Source organism: Stenotrophomonas sp. OVS01A, from assembly GCF_019969775.1.
GTDB classification, from domain to species: Bacteria; Pseudomonadota; Gammaproteobacteria; order Xanthomonadales; family Xanthomonadaceae; genus Stenotrophomonas; species Stenotrophomonas indicatrix.
In genome coordinates this window covers 73818-89879 of sequence record NZ_JAHXYV010000008.1, presented here as the reverse complement: position 1 = coordinate 89879, position 16062 = coordinate 73818, and the positions used below count along the sequence as shown (strand labels likewise).

Below are 16062 nucleotides of genomic sequence, written 5' to 3'. Positions count from 1 at the left end.
CTGGCCGGCAGCGCACCGCGCGCCTGGCAGCGCAATTTCCCGCATGGACGCACCGCATCGAGGATCCCCACCCGGATGAGCACTACGTCCCAATCCGCTGTCCCCAGCACCGACGGCGCCGCCCTGCGGCGTTCCATCTCCAACACCCTCAAAGGCTCCGCCGGCAACCTGGTGGAGTGGTACGACGTCTACGTGTACTCGGTGTTCGCCGTGTACTTCGAATCGCAGTTCTTCTCGCCTGAAGACAAGAACTCCACCCTGTACGTGTGGGCGATCTTCGCCGCGACCTTCCTGATGCGCCCGATCGGCGCATGGTTCTTCGGTCGCTTCGCCGACCGTCATGGCCGTCGCCTTGCGTTGACCGTGTCGGTCACGCTGATGGCCTTCTGCTCGTTCATCATCGCCATCACCCCCACCGCTGCCAGCATCGGCATCTGGGCGGCGATCATCCTGCTGTTCGCGCGCCTGCTGCAGGGCTTCGCCACCGGTGGCGAGTACGGTGCCAGCGCCACCTACATGTCCGAGGCCGCCATTCCGGGCCGCCGCGGCTTCCTGTCCTCGTTCCACTACGTCACCCTGGTGGGCGGCCATGTGCTGGCCCAGCTGACCCTGTTCGTGATGCTGACGTTCTGGGCCAAACCGGAAATCTCCGAGTGGGGCTGGCGCATCGCCTTCGGCATCGGTGGCATCGCCGCCGTGGTCGTGTTCTGGCTGCGCCGTGGCATGGACGAGTCGCTGTCGGAATCCTCCATCGAAGCCGCGCGCGAGGGCAAGGACAAGAAGTCCGGCTCGATGTACGAACTGTTCGTGCACCAGTGGCGTCCGCTGCTGCTGTGCTTCCTGATCACCGCCGGTGGCACCATCGCCTTCTACACCTACTCGGTGAACGGCCCGAAGATGATCCAGAGCGCCTTCGCCGGCAACGACCCGATGACCGGCACCCTGATCAACCTGGGTGTGCTGGCCTTCCTGATGGTGTTGCAGCCGGTCGGCGGCTGGCTGTCGGACATCATCGGCCGCAAGAGCCTGCTGGTGTTCTTCGGTGTGGGCGGCGTGCTGTACAGCTGGTACCTGATCACGCAGCTGCCGCACCAGCACGATGCCACCCTCGCCTTCCTTACCCTGGCACTGGGCTTTGTCATCCTCACCGGCTACACCTCCATCAACGCCGTGGTGAAGGCAGAGCTGTTCCCCACCCACATTCGTGCACTGGGTGTGGGCTTCGGCTATGCATTGGCCAACTCGCTGTTCGGCGGCACCGCGCCGCTGCTGTACCAGGGCGCATTGAAGACCGGCCACGTGGACTGGTTCGCCATCTACGTCACCGCGACGATCGCGGTATCGTTGGTGGTCTATGTGTTCTTCCTCACCAACAAGGGCCCCAACTGGCTCGACGGCACGCGCAAGTAAGCGCGCCGTAGTGATCGCGGCCACCGGTGCAATGCCGGTGGCCGCCGCGTCTCCTGCCACGCCGCTGGTATGGCTCGCACTGGGTCTGGGCGCGGCAACCCTGCTGGCATGGCTGATCCGCCGGCCCGGCGCCCAAGCGAGTTGGCCACGTATCGGCTTCGGCATTGCCCTGCTGGCGTTCTGCGCTGCACTGATGCTGCAGCTGGCAGTGGATCTGGGCAGCGGTGCCAGCACCCTGCATCTGCGTCTGAGCCGGGGCATCAACCCCGCACCGGTGGCCAGCCTGCGTACGATGGTGGCCTGTTATCTGGGCGCGCTTGCCTTCGCCGGTTGGGGCGCGTGGAAGCTGCTGCGGCCACGTGGCTGAAGATGCGGTAGTGCCGGCCGCTGGCCGGCAACTGCACATCCTTTCGGAAGGTCCATGAGCTTGCCGGCCAGCGGCCGGCACTACCGTGCGTTTGGAGGTTGCCGGCAAGCGGCCGGCATTGCCGTGCGTTTGAAGGTTGCCGGCCAGCGGCCGGCATTGCCGTGCGTTTACCGGCGGGCGGCTTCGCTCTTCTCGCGGGCGCCGTGGAATTCCGATTCCTTCTCCCACTGCGGCCAGCGACGGCTGTTGGCCAGTTCGGCGCCCAGGTCGTAGACCAGCAGGGTGTCGGCCGCGTGGCCCGCCGGATCCCAGCTCGGCGTCCATGCATCGCAGGCCTGGTGGTAGCAGTCGGCGAAGTACTTCTCGCGCAGCGCGCGACCGGCCTCGACGCCGCCCTCAAGCTTGTCCAGGCCCGGGCCGATGGTGATCGCCGGCACGCCCAGGCGGGCGAAGGCAAAGTGGTCGGCACGGTAGAAGAAGCCGGCTTCAAGGTTCGGATCCGGGCTGTAGCCGCGGCCACGGGCCTTGGCCACGCGTTCCAGGTCGCCTTCCAGCGACACCCGGCCCTTGCCCCACGAGGCGATGTCACGGGTGGCACCATCCGGGCTGAACATCTCGATGTTCAGCACCGCAGCGGTCTTGTCCAGCGGCGCCAGCGGGTGCGCGGCGTAGTAGCTGGCGCCCAGCAGGCCCTTCTCTTCGGCGGTCAGGGCGACGAAGTACAGGGTGCGCTGCGGCTGCGGGCCGGCGGCGAACACCCGGCCCAGTTCCAGCACGGTGGCCACGCCGGTGGCGTTGTCGATCGCACCACGGCGGATGCGGTCGCCCTTGGCGTCGGCCTGGCCGATGCCGAAGGCATCCCAGTGCGCCGAGAAGATCACCGCCTCATCGGCATGCTCGCCGCCGGGCAGCTTGGCCACCACGTTGCGGGTCACCACCTGCTCGCGCTTGAGCGCGAAATCGACGCTCAGCTTCGCGTTGTCCAGCGCAACCGGGCGGAAGTCCGCACTCATCGCCTTGCGCTTCTCTGCATCGAAATCCAGGCCGGCGTCGGCAAAGATCTGTTCGGCCAGCTCACGCTGCATCCAGCCACGCAGCGGCGTGTGCTGGGCCATCGCCTCGGCCTGGCCGCGCTCGATGTCGAACAGCGGCGAGGTGCCCGAACTCTTCACCGTGGCCCAGCCATACGCGGCCGGTGCGGTCTCGTGCACGATCAGCACGCCTTCGGCACCCCGGCGCGCGGCTTCCTCGAACTTGTAGGTCCAGCGGCCGTAGTAGGTCACCGCCTTGCCATCGAACGCACCTGGCGCGTCGGCTTCAAAATCGGCATCGTTGATCAACATCACGGCGATCTTGCCGTGCAGGTCCACGTCCTTGTAGTCATTCCAGTGGCGCTCGGGCGCATCGATGCCATAGCCGACGAACACCAGCGGTGCATCCTTGATCTGCACGCGCGTGCGCGGCTGCAGGCTCTGCAGGGTCACGTCCACGCCATTGGCCAGCGCGCGCTTGCCGCCCTTCAGGGCAAGACTGGCCTTGGCCTGGCCGTCCAGCTGCGCGCGCACCAGCGGTACCGGCTGTACCCAGCTGCCGTCCACGCCACCCGGCTGCAGGCCGTAGCTGCGGAACTGCTCGATCAGGTACTGCACGGTGCGTTCTTCGCCTTCGGTGGCCGGTGCACGGCCTTCGAATTCGTCCGATGCCAGCACGCGCACATGACGCGACAGCGCCTGCGGATCGATGCCGCCGCCGGGAAGGTCATTGGCCGCATGGGCCAGGCCACCGACGAACAGGCAGGACGACAGCAGCAACACGCGCATCGGGTTCACGGCAACACCACGGCTAGCTTGAAAGTCACCAGAGTGTAACGTGGTCATGACATCGCGGCGCGGCCCGGGACCGTGTCATCCACGCATGGCGTGGATCTACCAGGGGCGCAGCGGATCTCCGCCGCCAGGGCGTGCGCAGGTCAGCGCGACGTGCGGTCCAGCCAGCAGGCCAGGCCCTGCGCGTTGAGTTCGATATCCATCGCCAGTACTTCGCTCACTGCAGCCTGGTCCAGCGCGCAGCCATGCTGCTCTGCACGCTCCAGGTACAGCGCCTGCAACGCGGCCAACAGGCAGCGATGACGATCGGGGCGACCGTCGCACTGGCGGCCGATTGCCGCCATCGCATCGATCTGTTCGAACAGATCCTCGGCCAGCTTTTCGACCTGTTCGACACGACCGTAATGGGTCAGGTACATCGCCTGCGGTGCGTAACCGAGCATGCGCTGGATCGACGCCTTCATCGCTTCCGGGTCGAACTGCACCGGCGATGAGGTGGGGAAGATGAAAGCGCCCTGCGCGCTGTCCAGCTCGCGGTAGGAGATACCGAAGGTATCGCCGGTGAACCAGCTGCGGCTGCGCGCATCCCACACGCAGTAGTGGTGCAGCGCGTGCCCCGGGGTATGCAGCAGCACCAGCTCGCGGCCGGCCAGGTCGATGCGCTGGCCGTCGTCAGCCACCACCACGCGCTGCTCGGGAATCGCTTCGATGCGGCCATAGCTGCGGGCGATTTCCTCAGCGCCATAAACGGCCGTGGCACCGGCGATCAACCGGGTCGGATCGATCATGTGCGGCGCGCCGCGCGGATGCAGCACCGCGCGCGCATTGGGCAACTGCTGCATCAGCAGGCCAGCGCCACCGGCATGATCCAGGTGCACGTGGGTCAGCAGCAGCCAGTCCACCGCCTCCACGCCCAGCCCGTTGTCGGCCAAGGCCTGCAGCATCGCCGGTACCGACAGGCCGGTACCGCAGTCGACGAACGCGGCGCGACCGTTTTCGATGACCAGGTAGGCGGCATCGAAATCAGGCCGTTGGAAACCGGTATCGATGGTGTGGATGCTGGGATCGGCGGTCATCGACGCGCACCTGGCAGGATCGGGAACAGACACCCATGGTAGGCGCGCCGGCATGGCGTGATCGATGCGGCTTTGGTCGGATGGTGCCGGCCGCTGGCCGGCAATCCCGGGTTAGCCAGTTGAATGCAGTTGCCGGCCAGCGGCCGGCACTACCGATCAGCTGCAGCGCAAAGCGAACCGCGGCCGCAGCAGCAGCGCCAGTACCAGCACCGCCAGGAACGCGCCATAGGCATACAGCACCGCCAGCACCTGCGGCCAGATCGGCCCGGCGCCCGGTTGTACCAGACCGATGTGGTGGCCCCACAGCATCGCCACGATGCTCAGGGCCAGCGCCAATGCCAGCGCAGCGCCATCGAACAGGCGTCGCCGCGCGGTACGCGGCTGGCGCGGAAACAGCCAGTACAGGCTGCCCAGCAGGATGAACCAGGGCAGGAACAGCAGCAGCGACAACCAGGCCATTGCAGACTCCATGTCATCGCGCCTGAGGCGCGCGGACATCATGCCATGGGTGCACTGCCGTGGTAGTGCCGGCCGCTGGCCGGCATTTCGCCTTCAACAGCGCCGACCAAGGTCGGCATCTACCGATCAGTCGGCGCGCAGCACAGCCAGCGCCGCCAGCACCGCATCCACCTCGGCTTCCAGCTTGAACAGGTCGCTCTGCAGCTGGTCACCCTGCTCGGCCTGCTTCAGCACGGCGATCAGCTGGCCGGCATCGCGCGGCGAGTCGAAGCCTTCGCTCTGGATCAGCAGCGTGCCGTCACCGGCGGTGAGCTTGAAGTAGAAACGGCCGTCCTTCTCGCGGTACTGCTTGAACAGCGGCGGAGCGGCGCGGGCTTCACCGGCATCTTCGCTGGCGATGTCGCCGGCATCGGACAGATCACGCAGGCCCACCGCATGGCGCAGTTCTTCCAGCAGCGGTGCTGCCAGCTGCTCGCGCAACTGCTGGCCACGGCGCTTGAGCAGTGCTTCGATCTTCTCCGGCTCGGCCATCAGCGCGTTGTAGCGCTCGCGCAGCGGCGACAGTTCGCTGTCGATGCGCTCGAACAGCTGCTGCTTGGCATCGCCCCAGCTGATGCCATCGGCGAAGGCCTTGGCGAAGGCTGCGGTCTGCTCCGGGGTGGCGAACGCCTGGTACATCTGGAACAGCGCCGAACCTTCGGTGTCCTTCGGCTCGCCAGGGGCACGCGAGTCGGTCAGGATCGAGAACACCAGCTTCTTCAGCTCCTCGCGCGGCACGAACAGCGGAATGGTGTTGTGGTAGCTCTTGCTCATCTTGCGGCCATCCAGGCCCGCCAGGGTTGCCACCTGCTCGTCGATCACCACGTCCGGCAGCGGAAAATACTCCTTGCCGTACACATGGTTGAAGCGCTGGGCGAAGTCGCGCGCCATCTCGATGTGCTGGATCTGGTCACGGCCCACCGGTACCTGGTTGGCCTTGAAGATCAGGATGTCGGCCGCCATCAGCACCGGGTACATGAACAGGCCGGCGCTGACACCTGCGTCCTCGTCCTGGCCTTCCTCCCGGTTCTTGTCCACCGCCGCCTTGTAGGCATGGGCGCGGTTGAGGATGCCCTTGCTGGCGATGGCGGTCAGGAACCACATCAGCTCGGTGGTCTCGCGGATGTCACTCTGGCGATAGAACCACACGTGTTCCGGGTCCAGGCCACAGGCCAGCCAGCTGGCAGCGATCTCCAGGGTCGCGCGCTGGGTGCGCTGCGGGTCCTGCGACTTGATCAGGCTGTGCAGATCGGCCAGGAAGAAGAAGCTCTCGATGTCCGGCGCGCGGCTGGCCGCAATGGCCGGGCGGATGGCGCCAACGTAGTTGCCCAGGTGGGGCGTGCCGGAGGGGGTGATGCCGGTAAGGACTCGGGTCGTCATGACTGCGTGCGGAAACCTTCTATGAACGCGGCCAGTTTACCGTGCACACGGTCAACCCCGTCAGGGCCTCCGGCGCGTTCATTCACCCAACCCCGCTGGAGATGCCCGATGAAACGCCTGCTGCCCCTGCTGCTGATCCTGCCCCTGGCCGGCTTCCGCCCGGCCCCGCTGCCCCCGCCGATGCCGCAGGACGGCCCGGTGCGCGTGGCCCTGGTCGACCGCGACCGCGGCACCGAGCTGCGCAGCTACCCGGCCGACGGCCAGCGCTGGGTGGCCGGTGAGCGCGGCCACCGCTATGCCGTGCGCCTGTACAACGACAGCCCGCGACGGGTGCTGGTGGTGCTGTCGGTGGACGGGGTCAACGCCATCTCCGGCGAAGACGCCGATCCCTCGCAGACCGGTTACGTGCTCAACCCTGGCCAGCGCGCCGACATCACCGGTTGGCGCAAGACCCAGGACGAAGTGGCCCAGTTCGTCTTCAGCAGCCCCAGCGGCAGCTATGCCAGCCGCACCGGCCGCCCGGACAACGTCGGCGTGGTCGGCGTGGCGGTGTTCGAGGAAGCGCGTCGCTGGTACCCGCGTCCGCAGCCGATCCTGCGCGGTCGCGCCGGGCCGGCACCGGCGGCGGCGTCGGCCGAAGCCTCGGCGGCGGCCGACGCCAGCGCCAGCCGCATTGAAGGCTATTCGGCCAAGTCGCAGGCGCCCGCGCTGGGCACCGGGCATGGTGCGCGCGAAAGTTCATCGGTGCGCGATACCGATTTCGAACGCGCCACCCGCAGCCCGGCACAGGTGCTGCAGCTGCGCTACGACAGCGCCCGCAACCTGCGTGCACGCGGCATCCTGCTCGATTCGCCCTCGCGCCTGGACCGCCAGCCACAGGCCTTCCCCAACCGCTACGTGCCCGACCCGCCGGCGCGTTGATCTGCACACAGCACAACGCCCGCACCTTCCGGCGCGGGCGTTGTCGGTGGGGGCATAACGCGAGCGTTCGACGCCCGGTTACTTGTAGTCCGGGTAATCCTTGTGCATCGCTTTCTCGAAATCGCGCACTTCGGTTTCTGCGCGGTCCTTGGCCCAGCCATAGCGCTCCTGCAGGCGGCCCGCCAGATATTCGGCATTGCCCTCGGCCACATCGAAATCGTCATTGGTCAGATCGCCCCACTTCGCCTGGGCCTTGCCCTTGAGCTGGGACCACTTGCCGGAAATGATGTCTTTGTTCATTGCTGAGGCTTCCTTGGAATGCAACGGCGTTGTTACCGTGGCTGCAGCATCGCGCAGTGCACGTTGAAGCACGGTCAACCGGCCATGAAAGCGCTGCTCACCTGCTTGAATGGTTCACTACCGGTCGACACGCGGCGTCCACACGCAGCAAGCACGCATGAAAAAGGCCGGGAAGATCCCGGCCTTTTCCGTAGTGCGCACCACCTCAGGCTCAGTTGCCCTTGGCGGCATCCTCAACCTTCTCACCAGCCTTCTGCACGTCCTTGCCGGCACCGGCAACGGTGTTGCAACCGGCCAGCAGGGCCACCGAGAACATCGACAACAGCATCAGGGCAACTACGCGCTTCATGGGCTTCTCCTTGGGTTTGCCGCTACACCGCTCAATCACGGGGTTCGGTTGTATTGATCGGGGCGGCAGGCTGGCTCGAAGCCAACACTGCCGCGTGAGGTGCAATCTGGCGGCAGGGGCGTGGAGCGCGCGTGAACGGTTCGTCCAACCGTTCAGGCTGGATCCTCTCAGTCGCGCATCAGGGTCGATTTCCCGAACAGGCTTTCGACCAGGTCCACGGCCAGTTCGGCGGTGCTGTTGTGGTTGTCCAGCAGCGGATTGAGTTCGACGATATCCAGCGAGCCCATGCGGCCACTGTCGGCGATCATCTCCATCACCAGCTGCGCTTCGCGGTAGTTCACCCCGCCCGGTACGGTGGTGCCCACGCCCGGGGCAATGCTCGGGTCGAGGAAATCGACGTCGAAGCTGACGTGCAGGTGGGTGTTCTCGTCGATGCCGGCCAGCGCCGCTTCCACGGTGCGCTTCATGCCGTTCTCGTCGATGTAGCGCATGTCGTAGACATCGACCTTGTGGGTCTTGATCAGGCGCTTCTCTTCCGGGTCCACCGAACGGATGCCGATCTGGTGCACCTGTGAAGGCTGGATCGCCGGCGAAGTGCCGCCCAGCCTGGTCAGCGCATCCGGGCCGAGGCCGCACAGGCAGGCCACCGGCATACCGTGGATGTTGCCCGATGGGGTCACCTCACTGGTGTTGAAATCCGAATGCGCATCCAGCCACAGCACGCGCAGATCCTTGCCCTGCTCACGGCACCAGCGCGCGACGGCAGTGATCGAACCGATGCCCAGGCAGTGGTCGCCGCCGAGCATGATCGGCATGCGGCCGGCCTGCAGTTCGGCGTAGCTGGCTTCCATCAGCGCGTGGTTCCACGCCACCACCTCGTCCAGGTGGCGATAGCCCTGCACCGGCGCGGTCCACGGGTTGCGCGGGCCGTCCAGGTTGCCGAGGTCGCGCACGTCCACGCCACGCGCTTCCAGTGCTTCCGGCAGGCCCGCCACGCGCAGGGCTTCCGGCCCCAGCCGGGCGCCGCGATGGCCCGCCCCGATGTCGGTGGGGACGCCGATCAGGGTAACGGCGGGATGATGGGCCATGGGTGCCTCCTGCGAACGAAAAAGAAGCACAGTCTAGCCAGACGCATGTGACACCACTCGCGGCGGTGCAGCAGGGCCATCGCATGGCATGATGCCGCGCGGACCCGACCGCCCCTCATGGAAGATTGCGATGTCGCCCTTCATCAACACCGCCTGGCCGCGCTTTTTCATCGGGGCGCTGCCCATCGCCGTTTTTGCGATTCTGCTGAGCAGCTCGATGGATGCGTCGCCGAATGGCTGGCTGATGCAGGCGACGCTCCTGCTGGTGCCGTTCTCGACCCTGGTATTCCTCGGGTTGGGTTGGCAGCGTCTGCGCAAGGCACACGCCGAATATCCGATCCTGAAGAGCGAGCCGCAGCGGATGCTGGCAGCGTTGATCGGCAACGTGAAGGTGGCGGCGCTGTGGTTTGGCCTGACGTTCGCCGGCATGTTCGCCCTGATGCTGGCGTGGGTAGTGCTGCTGAAGATCGGCGGCTGACATTGAAAGCCACCGTCAAAGAATAGCCGACGACCACTTTTCAATTCGGAACGGGCGCTTCTTCAACACGTCGATACGCCACTTTCCTCCCACCCGCTTGAGTACGAACAAATGCTCGTAACGCAGGGAACGCGACTTCTGAGGGTTGTCGCGTACCAGCACTTCCGCCTTCGAGGCCCCGGGCTTCGCAATTGCTACCAGTAGGTCCTCCGGCATGTACCGTCGGGGGCTCCCGACCGAAACACCAGTTGAGTAGACCCGTTTGCGGTCGGTACACCACGCCGCCAGGATGTCCGCTTTCTCCTGTCGGAAGCCTGAGCTGCACAGAAGGTTGCCGCCGGAGCGGGAATCCTTGTAGCCACGCGTTTCCCACTCGTGATAAGCCAACAGGTAGCCGCGCACTACTGACGCGGGTTCACCTCCCGCATTTGGCTCGGGCCACTCAAGCGCCGGCGCCTCTACCAACACCGGCGGCAACCGCGCCCCCGCCACCTTCAAACGCGCTACCACGTCCTCGTGCTTGCGGGTATCGGCAATGGCGAGTGCGTTTCGCCCCTCGAAATTCAATGGTGCGATGGCAGCTCCACTGTCCAGCAATAGCTCGACCATCGCCAGATGCCCGCCCGAAGACGCCAACATAAGCGGCGTGTACCTCGATTGCGGCGAAGCGACATCCAGCAATGCGCCACGTGCAATCAGCATGCATCCGATTTTGGTGTCGCCCGCATCGGCAGCCCAACCCAACGCGGTGTAACCCAGTGCAGCGCAGGCGTGCTGGATGTTGGCGCCACGGTCCAAAAGCCGCAACACCGAGTCAGCCTTTCCGGCGATCACAGCCGAAAGCAGCGGAGTACGTCCGGTGCCCTTACGCTGCCACTCGATATCGGCACCCGCATCCAGCAATGCGTCGATTCGGTCAAGATCCTGTTTCTCGGCTGCCTTGGCCAGAAGATGGGACATGGTGGTGCCGCCAGACGGGTGTAAGGGTAGTCACCTTAGGGCTGCAGGCACGATGAGCTCAACCCCCGCGGCGGCGAATCGGCGTCACGCTCTGCACCCGGCCGTCGTTGCGCATCATGCACAGGAAGCGGCCCTCGGGGTAGTCGATGATGAGTTCTTTGTAATCGCTGCCCACCGGCACTTGGGTCACTACCCTGCCCTGCGCACCCTTGCGCACGTTGCAGGCCTCCAGCGCATCGTCACCGCTGGGAGCCGTATACGACACCCGCGAAGTATTGCGGAACGTCGCGCGGCAGCCACCGTTGACCCAGACCGAATGCCGCGACAGGCCCCAGTTGCTGCCCTGCTCGCAACGGGTACGGCTGAGCTGGCGCACGATCTCCACATTGCCACGCGTGTCCATGTCACAGGACACCTGGCGCTGGTCGGTGGATTCGCAGGTCACCTCGCGTGGCAGTGCTGCATCGTCATCGCGATCCTGATCACGGTGGTGACTGCCACCTTCCACGGCAGTCGCCGGCGTGCCGTTGTTGCTGACCTGGCAGATGCCGTTGGCACCGCCGCGTCCGGTGTAGCTGACCTGCGGCGTACCGTCGTCACCGGTGCTGATTGAAAGCGTGGTGCCGCTGCTGGCATCGCGCGCTTCGAAATAGCGATCGTTGAAGCGCTTGAGGGTGGTCTCGCGGCCCTGCACGTAGACCGGCCCGCCCTCGTCTGCATGGGCATCCAGCCCACCGGGGCAGCTGGCATTGAAGAACGGCACGGCGGCCATCGCCGGTGCTGTGAAGGCGCTGGCGAGCAGCGCAACGGTCAACGGCAAGCGGTGGCGGCGCATGGTCGGCTTCCTTGTGAGGAGTGAGCGGAGGGCGCCAGTATGGGGGCTGCCGGAGTTGCTCGACCGTGAGGAATATCAAGCAACCGATCACGGGCTGCAGACCACCGCCATCAGGCCAGCGCTATCATCGGGCGGATCACACGGACGTCCGGTATGCACACATGACAGCTCCTCCCTTCGACCACGCGCAGCAGCAGCTGCTGGCGCTGCAGCAACGCATCCATGCCTTCAATCTGGACAGTGCCGCCGAGCATGAACTGGATATCCAGGACCCGGCCGGCCCGCTGTGGGCAGCGCTGCAGGAACGGGTGACCGTGGCGCCGTTGTACGGCGGCCTGCACGTGGAGTTCTTCGGCAACCCATGGGAAGAGCCATTCGCGTGGACGCTGGCCTGCCTGTCCGACCAGGGCGTGGCCGATGCGATCATGTCGCTGTCGTTCACCGGCCCGGACGAGGGGGCCAATGGCACGCGCGAGTGGGAGTTCACCGCGCTGCTGGATAGCGATGTGCGTTTTCCACGCCTGCGCTCGCTGTCGATCTCCCCCACAGAACCGGCCGACCACAACATGTCGCTGGTGCAGCGCGCGGGCACCATCATGGAAGAAGACGGCGAGATCGCCCGCTTCGTTTCCAAGGCACCGTATCTGAGCGAACTGGTGGTGCCGACTGCACCGGACGCCGCGCTCTTCGAGGTGCCGCTGCCGCACCTGCACAGCCTGCGCATCGGCGGTGGCTCTGACACGCACCGCTTCATCCACAACCTTGCCGAATCACGCAAACTACCTGCCCTGGGCCTGCTGGATTTTTGCGAATCGACGGAGCTGCAGTTCTCCTGGGCCGACGCGCGCGTGGCTGAAGCGGTCACGCCTTTCGCGGCCTATGAGCGCTTGTTCGCCAGCGATGCCTTCGATGCGCTGCATACCTTCCGGCTGCGCAACAGCGCGTTGGATGTGGCGCAGCTGCAGACGCTGCAGGCCATGCGCCCACGGTTGTCGTTCATGGTCATCCAGGCCGCGACGGGGGGCTATGTCAGCCATTTCGCCAAGGATGTGTTTCCGTGGCGACACCTGGTGCCGGGTGATCCGGGGACGCGTTGATCGCACACGAACATTGCCAACTCACGCCACCTTCTTCACCTTCTTCGAAGTGGTCTTGCCTGGCTTGGTTTTGGACTTCGCCTTGATCGGCTTGCCGTTGCTGTCGACCGGTACCAGGCTCAGACGGAACCCGAGCGATCTGGCCAGCTTGCTGAGGTTGCCCATGGTTGGGTTTCCTTCTCCACGCAGCATCTTGTAGAGCGTTTCGCGGGCGATTCCCGTAGAGCGTGCAAGATCTGAGATGTTCCGTGCTCTCGCCACGATACCCAGTACGGATGCGATGAAGGCCGAGTCATCGGGAGCCTCTTCCAGCGCGGCTTCGATGAAAAAAGCGATGTCTTCTTCATCGCGCAGGTGTTCAGCAGCGTCCCAATCGTGCAGCTGTACTTTGTTGTTCATGACGGTCTGCCTCATCTTCTGTCGCGTATACGCTGCAGCCACGTGGTCAAAGCAGACTGGCGAGCTTGCGGGCCTGCTCGATGTCGCGTGACTGGCTGTCTTTGTCGCCGCCGCACAACAGGATGTAGGTAATCCCCGCGCGCTGCGTGTAATAGATGCGGTATCCCGGGCCGAAGTCGATTTTCAGTTCGGCGATACCGCCGGCGAGCACCCGGTGCTTGCCGGGATTACCCAGCGCCAGCCGTGTGATGCGTACAGCGATGCGCTGACGGCCCTGCTTGTCACGCAGACCGTTGAGCCAACTGTTGAACTCAGTGGTTGTCTGAATTCTCGCCACATGTCCACTATAATGGACACATGCGGCCATGGCAAATCAAGTGGGGAACGCCACTGGATTGCTTGCACTGATCGCAGTCAGTGGATGGTGCCGCTTATCCGAATCGAACGGATGACCTACTGTTTACAAGACAGTTGCTCTACCAACTGAGCTAAAGCGGCACGGGGTGAAACGCCGACGGCAGCGCCGTGGTTTAGGAATTCTAGCGCAGTCGCGTGCATTCCAGCGACCGTTGCTGTGCGGCACCGCTGCGCTGCAGCGCCTGGGCCGGTTCGCTGCCGGTGGCCAGCTGCCCTTCCAGCCACCATTGGCCGGCATCGCCGCTGGCCACCAGACGCGGCTGGAAGCCGGCGGCCTGCACCGCAGCCATGCGCCGTTCGGCGCCCTCGCGGTTGCGGTACTGGCCCAGCGCAATGGCGTTGGTCTCGTCGCCCTGGCTGATGATGTAGTAGTCGCTCAGCCCGGCAGCGACGATGCGCTTGACCGTGGCCTGTGCGTCATCGCGGCTGGCGGCGGCAGGCAGCAGCACGCGGTAACGGGCGCTGCCGCTGGCGGCGGGCTGCTCGCGCAGGCGCACCTGGCTCAACAGGTTGCCCGCACGACTCTGCGCAGCGCTGGCAGCGGCGCGGTCGGCGAACGGGCCCAGCGCCAGGCAGCGCGGCGGTACTGCCGGGGCTGCGGGTTTCTCAGCCACCGGTTCCGGCGCTGGCTTGGCGACGGCGGCCATCGGCTCAGGCGCCTTCACTAGTTCGGCGGGCTTGCCGGGTGCTGCAGGTGTCGCCGCTGCCGGTGCGGGTGCAGCGGCCACTGCGGTAGCCGGCGCCGCCTCACGCTCCACCAGTGCTTCAGTGGGTGCCGCTGCCGAGGCCTGCGCGGCCACGGCCGCATCGGTGCCACCGGGCAACCAGCGCAGCTCGGCCACGCCGGTCGGGGGCGGTGGCAACGGCGCGCGCGCGGGTTCATCGCGCAACAGCCACCAGGTGGCAACACCAAGATTGAGGATCGCCAGCACGACGATCAGGGCACGGGTCAGCATGCGCCGATACTAGCCTGCGGGCTGGTGCACCGCCCAGCGGGCGAGGCCATCCAGCACCAGCGAGGGGTGATAGTCGGCGCCGTCCAGCAGCGGCATCAGCGCGGGTGCACCACCGCCATGCACCAGCAGCGACGGCATGACGCCCAACAGCGCCTGTGCCTGGCGGGCGCTGCGCTCAACCAGCGCCACGGCGGCACCATCACAGCCGGAGGCCAGCGCATCGGCGGTGTCGTTGGCGAATTCGCTGTAGTCACCGCCGCTGGCCGGCAGCTGCACCGCGCGCGCGTGCAGCGCCTCGCGCATGGTGGTCGGCGAGGCGGAAATGCGTCCACCGTGATGCTGGCCGTTGGCATCCAGCAGGTCGATGGTCAACGCGGTGCCGACACCGACCACCAGCACCGGCCGCTGTGCCTTGGCGGCAGCCAGCAGCGCCAGGAAGCGGTCGACACCGAATTTTTCCGGCTTGGCGTAGGCAATGCGTACACCCGCACACTGGGCGCTGGTGCGCACCACATGCACGTGCTCGAAGCGGCGCTGCAGCTGATCCAGCATCGCGCTGGTCAGCGATGGCGCGGCGACGCTGGCCACAAACGCGGTGCCGCCACTGGGCAGGCTGTGCGGCGGTTGCCCGGCCATGCCTTCGGCGCCATGCGCCCAGGCCTGCACATCACCGGCACGATCACCCTGCAACGGCGCGAACTTGAAGCGCGAATTGCCCAGATCGAACAACCAGTCGCTCATGCTTTTCTCACACTGACTTCGCCGGCATGCAGCAGGCGCTCGCGGCCATCGATGCGCACGCGCAGCGCGCCATCGTCAGCCAAGCCGAGCGCGGTACCGTGCTGCCATTCGCCATCCAGCTGCACGCGCACTTCGCGCCCGGCCAGCATGTCGAACGCTGCGTAACGCGGCAGGAACGGCGCCAGCCCTTCCCGGTCGAATTCCTCCAGCGCCGGCAGCAGGCGTGCCAGCACCGCCGCCACCACCGTGTTGCGATCCACCGAAGCGCCGGCCAGTGTGTCCAGGTCCACCCACGGCTGGGTGATCTGTTCGGCGAAGGCCGGCGGCATGTGCACGTTGATGCCGATGCCGATCACTGCACGCGCCGGGCCGGCGTATTCGCCACCACCCTCGGCCAGCAGGCCCACCAGCTTGCGGCCATCGACCAGCACGTCGTTCGGCCACTTCAGCTGCGCCTGCGTGTAGCCCAGATCGTGCAGGGCTTCGGCCACGGCGACGCCGGCGACCAAACTCAGCCCGGCCAAACGGCCCAGGCCACCCTCGAACAGGCGCAGCACCGACAGATACACATGGGCGGCCAGCGGCGACGCCCAGGTGCGCCCGCGACGGCCACGGCCGCCAGTCTGGCGCTCGGCCAACAGGACGCTGACACCGCGCTGGGGCGCGCTGCAGCGCAGCAATTCGGCGTTGGTGGAGTCCACCGTCCAGGCCACCTGCAGGTCGTGCAGCAATGCTGCGGCCTCCTTGGGCAGGCCGGCGCGGATGGCCCCGGCGTCCAGCAGGTCGACCGGCCGGGTCAGCCCGTAGCCCTCGCCTGCGCGACCTTCAACCTCGACGCCAGCGGCTCTAAGCCCTTGAATTCGCTTCCAAATGGCGGCCCGGGTCTGGCCCAGCTCACGGGCCAGGGCGTCGCCGGACAGGCGACCGGCAGCGAGTTTGGCCAGCAATTGGCGATCGTCCACGG

19 protein-coding genes and 1 tRNA gene are annotated in these 16062 nt (G+C 66.2%); 5 read left to right on the top strand and 15 right to left on the bottom strand.

The window, feature by feature from the left end:
• Positions 1 to 75: 75 nt before the first annotated feature.
• Positions 76 to 1410, top strand: a complete 1335-nt coding sequence (locus tag LC407_RS19550) for an MFS transporter (protein WP_032978271.1) — start codon at positions 76 to 78, stop codon at positions 1408 to 1410.
• A 31-nt stretch (positions 1411 to 1441) separates the two neighbouring features.
• On the top strand, positions 1442 to 1777 hold the full coding sequence (locus tag LC407_RS19545) for a hypothetical protein (protein ID WP_223483456.1): 336 nt from the start codon (positions 1442 to 1444) through the stop codon (positions 1775 to 1777).
• 167 nt (positions 1778 to 1944) lie between these two features.
• On the opposite strand, the gene LC407_RS19540 is transcribed toward LC407_RS19545, so the two are convergent.
• The 4 genes from LC407_RS19540 to LC407_RS19525 form a co-directional block, all read right to left on the bottom strand.
• The gene (locus tag LC407_RS19540) at positions 1945 to 3597 is read right to left on the bottom strand and encodes a M28 family metallopeptidase (RefSeq protein WP_100437110.1); all 1653 of its coding nucleotides are present in this window, start codon (positions 3595 to 3597) and stop codon (positions 1945 to 1947) included.
• Positions 3598 to 3746: 149 nt separating this feature from the next.
• Complete coding sequence (locus tag LC407_RS19535; protein WP_223483443.1) at positions 3747 to 4679, bottom strand: MBL fold metallo-hydrolase; 933 nt, start codon at positions 4677 to 4679, stop codon at positions 3747 to 3749.
• Between the two features lie 156 nt (positions 4680 to 4835).
• Entirely contained in the window at positions 4836 to 5138 is a 303-nt protein-coding gene (locus LC407_RS19530) for a hypothetical protein (protein WP_099786217.1), read from the bottom strand.
• Between the two features lie 126 nt (positions 5139 to 5264).
• The gene (locus tag LC407_RS19525) at positions 5265 to 6557 is read right to left on the bottom strand and encodes a tryptophan--tRNA ligase (protein ID WP_025878334.1); all 1293 of its coding nucleotides are present in this window, start codon (positions 6555 to 6557) and stop codon (positions 5265 to 5267) included.
• 108 nt (positions 6558 to 6665) lie between these two features.
• Here LC407_RS19525 and LC407_RS19520 point away from each other — a divergent pair, with 108 nt between their 5' ends.
• A complete protein-coding gene (locus LC407_RS19520; RefSeq protein WP_223483442.1) occupies positions 6666 to 7478 on the top strand; it encodes a hypothetical protein in 813 nt (270 codons plus the stop codon).
• A gap of 78 nt (positions 7479 to 7556) precedes the next feature.
• Here LC407_RS19520 and LC407_RS19515 read toward each other — a convergent pair whose 3' ends face one another.
• From LC407_RS19515 to rocF, 3 genes are all read right to left on the bottom strand, one after another.
• A complete protein-coding gene (locus tag LC407_RS19515; protein WP_025878332.1) occupies positions 7557 to 7778 on the bottom strand; it encodes a CsbD family protein in 222 nt (73 codons plus the stop codon).
• A gap of 211 nt (positions 7779 to 7989) precedes the next feature.
• Entirely contained in the window at positions 7990 to 8127 is a 138-nt protein-coding gene (locus tag LC407_RS19510) for an entericidin A/B family lipoprotein (protein ID WP_019661832.1), read from the bottom strand.
• Between the two features lie 167 nt (positions 8128 to 8294).
• Positions 8295 to 9215 (bottom strand): arginase, encoded by a 921-nt coding sequence (gene rocF / locus LC407_RS19505; protein ID WP_032978254.1) that lies wholly within the window; start codon positions 9213 to 9215, stop codon positions 8295 to 8297.
• Between the two features lie 130 nt (positions 9216 to 9345).
• On the opposite strand from rocF, the gene LC407_RS19500 reads away from it, so the two are divergent.
• Positions 9346 to 9693: a hypothetical protein gene (locus LC407_RS19500; RefSeq protein ID WP_117309301.1), complete on the top strand. Its 348-nt coding sequence runs from the start codon at positions 9346 to 9348 to the stop codon at positions 9691 to 9693.
• Between the two features lie 15 nt (positions 9694 to 9708).
• Here the strand turns inward: LC407_RS19500 and LC407_RS19495 are convergent, their stop codons facing one another.
• Together LC407_RS19495 and LC407_RS19490 are read right to left on the bottom strand one after the other, a co-directional pair.
• Positions 9709 to 10653: an ankyrin repeat domain-containing protein gene (locus tag LC407_RS19495; protein ID WP_223483441.1), complete on the bottom strand. Its 945-nt coding sequence runs from the start codon at positions 10651 to 10653 to the stop codon at positions 9709 to 9711.
• A 58-nt stretch (positions 10654 to 10711) separates the two neighbouring features.
• Positions 10712 to 11488 carry a DUF3011 domain-containing protein gene (locus LC407_RS19490; protein ID WP_223483440.1) on the bottom strand — a complete coding sequence of 259 codons (777 nt, stop codon included), beginning with the start codon at positions 11486 to 11488 and terminating at the stop codon, positions 10712 to 10714.
• Positions 11489 to 11649: 161 nt separating this feature from the next.
• Here LC407_RS19490 and LC407_RS19485 point away from each other — a divergent pair, with 161 nt between their 5' ends.
• Positions 11650 to 12585 (top strand): hypothetical protein, encoded by a 936-nt coding sequence (locus LC407_RS19485; RefSeq protein ID WP_223483439.1) that lies wholly within the window; start codon positions 11650 to 11652, stop codon positions 12583 to 12585.
• A 21-nt stretch (positions 12586 to 12606) separates the two neighbouring features.
• On the opposite strand, the gene LC407_RS19480 is transcribed toward LC407_RS19485, so the two are convergent.
• The 6 genes from LC407_RS19480 to birA all read right to left on the bottom strand — a co-directional run bounded on the left by LC407_RS19480 (position 12607) and on the right by birA (position 16060).
• Complete coding sequence (locus LC407_RS19480) at positions 12607 to 12984, bottom strand: addiction module antidote protein (protein ID WP_025878326.1); 378 nt, start codon at positions 12982 to 12984, stop codon at positions 12607 to 12609.
• Positions 12985 to 13030: 46 nt separating this feature from the next.
• Positions 13031 to 13351 carry a type II toxin-antitoxin system RelE/ParE family toxin gene (locus LC407_RS19475; RefSeq protein WP_059064042.1) on the bottom strand — a complete coding sequence of 107 codons (321 nt, stop codon included), beginning with the start codon at positions 13349 to 13351 and terminating at the stop codon, positions 13031 to 13033.
• A gap of 55 nt (positions 13352 to 13406) precedes the next feature.
• Positions 13407 to 13482: transfer RNA gene (locus tag LC407_RS19470), tRNA-Thr, on the bottom strand.
• Positions 13483 to 13523: 41 nt separating this feature from the next.
• Positions 13524 to 14357, bottom strand: coding sequence for an SPOR domain-containing protein (locus LC407_RS19465; protein ID WP_223483438.1), 834 nt, complete (start codon positions 14355 to 14357; stop codon positions 13524 to 13526).
• A 9-nt stretch (positions 14358 to 14366) separates the two neighbouring features.
• The gene (locus tag LC407_RS19460; RefSeq protein ID WP_025878323.1) at positions 14367 to 15098 is read right to left on the bottom strand and encodes a type III pantothenate kinase; all 732 of its coding nucleotides are present in this window, start codon (positions 15096 to 15098) and stop codon (positions 14367 to 14369) included.
• Positions 15095 to 16060 (bottom strand): bifunctional biotin--[acetyl-CoA-carboxylase] ligase/biotin operon repressor BirA, encoded by a 966-nt coding sequence (gene birA, locus LC407_RS19455; protein WP_093820899.1) that lies wholly within the window; start codon positions 16058 to 16060, stop codon positions 15095 to 15097. The genes LC407_RS19460 and birA overlap by 4 nt, the downstream gene beginning before the upstream one ends.
• Positions 16061 to 16062: the final 2 nt, after the last annotated feature.

Excerpts from the sequence above, each read along its gene's own strand:
- LC407_RS19550 (WP_032978271.1), top strand. The coding sequence starts at position 76 with ATGAGCACTACGTCCCAATCCGCTGTCCCCAGCACCGACGGCGCCGCC.
- LC407_RS19545 (WP_223483456.1), top strand. The coding sequence starts at position 1,442 with ATGCCGGTGGCCGCCGCGTCTCCTGCCACGCCGCTGGTATGGCTCGCA.
- LC407_RS19540 (WP_100437110.1), bottom strand. The coding sequence starts at position 3,597 with ATGCGCGTGTTGCTGCTGTCGTCCTGCCTGTTCGTCGGTGGCCTGGCC.
- LC407_RS19535 (WP_223483443.1), bottom strand. The coding sequence starts at position 4,679 with ATGACCGCCGATCCCAGCATCCACACCATCGATACCGGTTTCCAACGG.
- LC407_RS19530 (WP_099786217.1), bottom strand. The coding sequence starts at position 5,138 with ATGGCCTGGTTGTCGCTGCTGCTGTTCCTGCCCTGGTTCATCCTGCTG.
- LC407_RS19525 (WP_025878334.1), bottom strand. The coding sequence starts at position 6,557 with ATGACGACCCGAGTCCTTACCGGCATCACCCCCTCCGGCACGCCCCAC.
- LC407_RS19520 (WP_223483442.1), top strand. The coding sequence starts at position 6,666 with ATGAAACGCCTGCTGCCCCTGCTGCTGATCCTGCCCCTGGCCGGCTTC.
- LC407_RS19515 (WP_025878332.1), bottom strand. The coding sequence starts at position 7,778 with ATGAACAAAGACATCATTTCCGGCAAGTGGTCCCAGCTCAAGGGCAAG.
- LC407_RS19510 (WP_019661832.1), bottom strand. The coding sequence starts at position 8,127 with ATGAAGCGCGTAGTTGCCCTGATGCTGTTGTCGATGTTCTCGGTGGCC.
- rocF (WP_032978254.1), bottom strand. The coding sequence starts at position 9,215 with ATGGCCCATCATCCCGCCGTTACCCTGATCGGCGTCCCCACCGACATC.
- LC407_RS19500 (WP_117309301.1), top strand. The coding sequence starts at position 9,346 with ATGTCGCCCTTCATCAACACCGCCTGGCCGCGCTTTTTCATCGGGGCG.
- LC407_RS19495 (WP_223483441.1), bottom strand. The coding sequence starts at position 10,653 with ATGTCCCATCTTCTGGCCAAGGCAGCCGAGAAACAGGATCTTGACCGA.
- LC407_RS19490 (WP_223483440.1), bottom strand. The coding sequence starts at position 11,488 with ATGCGCCGCCACCGCTTGCCGTTGACCGTTGCGCTGCTCGCCAGCGCC.
- LC407_RS19485 (WP_223483439.1), top strand. The coding sequence starts at position 11,650 with ATGACAGCTCCTCCCTTCGACCACGCGCAGCAGCAGCTGCTGGCGCTG.
- LC407_RS19480 (WP_025878326.1), bottom strand. The coding sequence starts at position 12,984 with ATGAACAACAAAGTACAGCTGCACGATTGGGACGCTGCTGAACACCTG.
- LC407_RS19475 (WP_059064042.1), bottom strand. The coding sequence starts at position 13,351 with ATGGCCGCATGTGTCCATTATAGTGGACATGTGGCGAGAATTCAGACA.
- LC407_RS19465 (WP_223483438.1), bottom strand. The coding sequence starts at position 14,357 with ATGCTGACCCGTGCCCTGATCGTCGTGCTGGCGATCCTCAATCTTGGT.
- LC407_RS19460 (WP_025878323.1), bottom strand. The coding sequence starts at position 15,098 with ATGAGCGACTGGTTGTTCGATCTGGGCAATTCGCGCTTCAAGTTCGCG.